Source organism: Rhizobium metallidurans, assembly GCF_014196505.1.
Taxonomy (GTDB): domain Bacteria; phylum Pseudomonadota; class Alphaproteobacteria; order Rhizobiales; family Rhizobiaceae; genus Rhizobium; species Rhizobium metallidurans.
In genome coordinates, this window is sequence record NZ_JACIDW010000053.1 from 1 (window position 1) to 3,354 (window position 3,354).

The 3,354-nt window shown below is 56.6% G+C and carries 2 protein-coding genes and 2 pseudogenes; 2 read left to right on the forward strand and 2 right to left on the reverse strand.

Features of this window, described 5'->3' with window-relative positions; genetic code table 11:
• Nucleotides 1-141 precede the first annotated feature (141 nt).
• Nucleotides 142-507 (forward strand): annotated as a pseudogene (locus GGQ67_RS24930) (ABC transporter ATP-binding protein); the annotation flags it as partial.
• On the opposite strand, the pseudogene GGQ67_RS24935 reads toward GGQ67_RS24930, so the two are convergent.
• Nucleotides 496-1,178, reverse strand: a pseudogene (locus GGQ67_RS24935) (transposase); the annotation flags it as partial. The pseudogenes GGQ67_RS24930 and GGQ67_RS24935 overlap by 12 nt on opposite strands.
• A 735-nt stretch (nucleotides 1,179-1,913) precedes the next feature.
• Here GGQ67_RS24935 and GGQ67_RS24940 point away from each other — a divergent pair.
• Nucleotides 1,914-3,077: a PI-PLC domain-containing protein gene (locus tag GGQ67_RS24940; protein ID WP_183902790.1), complete on the forward strand. Its 1,164-nt coding sequence runs from the start codon at nucleotides 1,914-1,916 to the stop codon at nucleotides 3,075-3,077.
• Between the two features lie 91 nt (nucleotides 3,078-3,168).
• Here GGQ67_RS24940 and GGQ67_RS25180 read toward each other — a convergent pair.
• On the reverse strand, nucleotides 3,169-3,354 hold a 186-nt coding region (locus GGQ67_RS25180), incomplete at its 5' end, for a hypothetical protein (RefSeq protein WP_210279793.1).

The following is a 3,354-nucleotide window of genomic DNA, read 5'->3' on the forward strand; positions in this document are numbered from 1 at the left end:
TCATTGCAGAAAGGAAATAGGTGGCCGGATTTTACTCCGCCCGCGGCTGGATTATTCCGCCGCTACCGTGGCCGACTTTTCCACCGCCGCTCTCAGCGACGGAAGGTGCGGAAGGTGCGGAAGGTGCGGAAGGTGCGGAAGGTGCGGAAGGTGCGGAAGGTGCCTGCATCGGAGATCGCAATGCGTGTCAAGGAAGCCGCGACAATCCTCGGCCTTGAAAAGTATCTCGATCGCTATCCACGACAACTGTCGGGCGGCCAGCGACAGCGCGTGGCCATCGGCCGCGCGATTGTCCGCGACCCCGAGGTATTCCTGTTCGACGAGCCACTGTCGAACCTCGATGCCAAGCTCAGGGTGGCCATGCGGGCTGAGATCAAGGAGCTTCATCAGCGCATGAAGACCACCACAGTCTACGTGACCCATGACCAGTTCGAGGCGATGACGATGGCAGACAAGATTGTCGTAATGCACGACGGAGTGGTCGAGCAGATCGGCGCGCGTGTCGATCGCACCGGTGTGGCGCTGAAGGAGCATGCCGTGGATCTTCATCACCCGGTAGACGCGCTTGGCATTCGGCCATGGTCGGTCTTCATTGCGGGCTTTACGGCGCAGGATCACGTGAACCCGGCGATATCCGTAGGTCGGCATGTCGTCGATGATCGTCTTGATCTCATCCACCAGCTCCTGATCGGCGAGCGGCGGCCGCCCTCTGGCTCTGGAAGGACGTTGCCTCACACGTTCCGCTATGTTGGATCGGGCGACACCCAAGGTCTCGCACACCGCCATCATCGCGAACCGTCCTTCGGCAACGAGAGCGAGCGCAACAGGTGTTTTTTTGACCCTGATGCTATCTCAAGCGCTTCTTTCAGGATTTCGCCTTCCATCGTCTTTTTGCCGAGGAGGCGCTGTAGCTCTTTCACCTAGTTCTGAAGTACCCTGTATTCGGATGCCGGCACGACCTCTTCCTGCGATGCGGTGGCCGTCAGCGCACCTTGCGCCGCAAGCTTGCGCCAAGCGAACAACTGGTTCGGCTGAATGCCATGCCGTCGCGCAACGATGCTGACCGTGACGTCAGGCTCGTAGGTCTCCTGGACTATCGCGAGCTTCTCCGCTGTCGACCAGCGACGGCGACGCTCAGGGCCGGACAGCACTTCTATCTTAGGGATATGATTGGTCATAATGGGCACATTACTCCTAAAACTTAACAAGTGGGAGATCGTGTCCGGGAATTTAGGGGGCCACTACAGGATAATCGGTGATCTAATCCTCCTTATCAAGAAAGACATCTACAAATAAAGAATGCGATTTATTTACGAGGAAACAAATATATCCACGCACAATACACATATATATATCCTGCCAAATGCCAAGAAACGCCAAGCAGCGCTAATGCAATCCTCCGAAGCTCGGATCAGCACGGAGCAATATCGCTCCGGCAATTTCCCGAATTGGGAACCAACGGCGCCCATCCCTGCAAAACCCCGCGCGCTCGGGCATTTCAGTCGCCCCGAGACCGTCTTGTCTGACATGCATGACGCATGTACTGCCTCATCAGCTGAAAGGCCACGTCAGCTGCACGGAAAACCTGCTCAAATTCGCGCAATGACGCATAAGCACGGAGGAACAGCATTCCGTCGTCCTGCAGCAGCTTTTCTATAAAGCCGAACGGCTGCTCACGCTTTTGAACACCGCACCGATCATCATCAACAACAACACAGATCAGCAGACCTTCAGCACTACGAACAATAAATTCACCGGACCTTCCACAATGGCTGTAAGTAGCCCCACCGGATGCAACCGCACCGAAACTGACAGCACTCTAGGACGCTATCTACGAGTATCCTGAGGTAGACCAGCCCAAGCCCCGCGTGCCTGATGGCATGTCGGAACAGGAGTTCTGGGACCTTCACTGCATGCCCAATCTCGTGGAGCATCGCCACGAGGAGTGGACGCACCGCCAGCTGGGTCATCACCGCGCTCAGATTTTTCCCGGCATGGGCAAACCCGCAAACAGCCGCAGCTCTCTGCGTGCGAACCTCAAGCAGAGGCGCAGGCACAACGAAATCGATGGCGTGCTCACCAAGGACAAGATCCCGGCCATCCTTCACGATTTTTTCGCCAAGCGCGAAGCTGGGATTGACGCTGCCGTCTCCGACCTTCTGGCCGAGCGGATCATCGGCGTTAAGATGACCATCTCCAAGTTCCAGGGATTGGGCTTTGCACCTCAGGTGGAGCTAGCTGCGGACAATATCGAGGAAATGTTCGGGCTGATCAGATACGGGCTCTCCCTCGATGCTACGGCCACATTCTACCCTGACCTTCGCAACGAGCAGATTGCTCCTTTCCTGGCCATGCTCAGTCTTCTGGAGGATGAGATCTGCAAGCATGTGATCGTCATGTTTTACACATTCCGGATCATTCTCGCCAACACGCTTGCGGAGGAGGTCGAGCGCCATCCACACCACCCTGAATGGAAGACCCGCACCCACCGCCTGCTCAACTTCTACCCGAGCGAGTTGCCTACGGTCGCCAACCGGCTCGGCATGCCTGCTGACACCGGAGAGCAGCTGCTCGATGCTGGCAAGGTTGTGGTCAACAGCTATATCGAGGCGGGCATTCCTCTGTTCGGACTTCTGGCGATGAACTCCGGGCTTACCCCTGCGAGCTACCCTAACTTCGACATGCTGATCAAAGCTGATCGTCAGGCGATCTTGGCGGAAGAAGCGATGGTCAAGCTTGTGGAGTGGGTTCGCAATAACGCTGCGCTTCCCCACCTGAAGATCGGTTCCGGCACGCGTGCCTACGACTATTCCATTCCCCTGCAAGGCCGGTCTGACGAACGGGAATTTTTTACCTTCGACCTCATGACATGCACGCCGACACCTTGGCCTCAATCGAAGGTTCTCAGGGAGATCAAGAAGTTGTATGCAACTCCGGGTGTCTGCGAGCGGGTTCTCAGGCCTGATCTGATGATCACCGACGCCCCCGAGAAGGCAGCTCTCGAGTGCTGTGGCATCGCAGCCGACGACAGTCTCGGATTTCGTCACCCCCAATTCGATCTTGTTCTATCCGAGTAACTTGAGGCCTCGCAGGAAGCTGACGGTGCTTGCACCGGGATGGGATAAGATGACGGGAGCAATCGCCGATGGATCTTGAGGGGTCAAGTCTTCAACGACATGGTTGTGGCAGGCGCTTCAACACGCCGTGCTTGGTGGGGAAACGGTACTTGAATTTGTTTTGATTTTCGTTCTGCTCATGCGTAAGCGCGATTTTCCATGCACATTGACGTAGGCGGCGTCTCCGAACCGGCTCTTTTTGCGAAGCGATATCCGGCTCTATCAGTCGGCGGAGGTC